This window comes from Bradyrhizobium sp. Ce-3 (assembly GCF_022835695.1).
In the GTDB taxonomy this organism is placed as follows: Bacteria; Pseudomonadota; Alphaproteobacteria; order Rhizobiales; family Xanthobacteraceae; genus Bradyrhizobium.
In genome coordinates this window covers 1-755 of sequence record NZ_BQUV01000020.1, presented here as the reverse complement: position 1 = coordinate 755, position 755 = coordinate 1, and the positions used below count along the sequence as shown (strand labels likewise).

At 54.2% G+C, this 755-nt stretch carries 1 protein-coding gene; it reads left to right on the top strand.

The window, feature by feature from the left end; all coding sequences use genetic code 11:
• The first annotated feature begins 201 nt into the window (after positions 1 to 201).
• Positions 202 to 714, top strand: coding sequence for a DUF3341 domain-containing protein (locus BRSPCE3_RS35635; protein ID WP_244071782.1), 513 nt, complete (start codon positions 202 to 204; stop codon positions 712 to 714).
• Positions 715 to 755 lie beyond the last annotated feature (41 nt).

Below are 755 nucleotides of genomic sequence, written 5' to 3'. Positions count from 1 at the left end.
AATTCGATCCGTACTCGTGGGGGTATTACAGTCCCACCTGGGTGGAATTTGGAATCATGATCGGCTCCTTCAGCCTCTTCTTCTTCCTCTTCCTGTTGTTCGCCAGGTTCATTCCCACCATCTCCATGACGGAAATGAAGGAAACCGGGCGGCACTCCAGGAGGGAGAACCCATAGGTGAAAGTTCCAGCAGGGGAAAATCATGGCGCATGAAAAAAAGTTACTGGGCGTCTTCGCCTATCTGGATGAACTGGTGAATGCGCTGAAATTTGCCAGGGAGAAAGGGTTCACAATCCACACGGTTTATTCCCCTTTTCCACACCACGGCATCGAGGAAGCTCTCGGCCTGAAACCGAGCCCCGTTCGCTTTGTGACCTTGACCGGCGGAGTCCTGGGAATCCTGACGGGAATCGCTCTGGTGGTTTACACCTGCGTGCAATGGAAGTTCGTTGTGAGCGGCAAGCCCATCATCCCCCTTGTGCCGGCGGTGGTTGTCGGTTTTGAATTCTGTATCCTTTTTTCGGTCCTGTTCAATTTCGCGGCGATGCTCTTCAAAGCCAGGCTCCCCAAGCTGCACCGCCCGGAGCATTACGACAACCGGTTCAGCCAGGACCATTTCGGTGTCCTGGTGCTCTGTCCAGAAAATGAACGTGAGCACCTTTCCAGCATTCTCAAAGAAGCCGGGGCAAAGGACGTCCATGAAGTCAACGCGTGAGCCTTTTCCAGACTTTCTCGACCGTGTCGTCCGAGCGGACC

Coding starts and splice junctions, on each gene's coding strand:
- BRSPCE3_RS35635 (WP_244071782.1), top strand. CDS start 202: ATGGCGCATGAAAAAAAGTTACTGGGCGTCTTCGCCTATCTGGATGAA.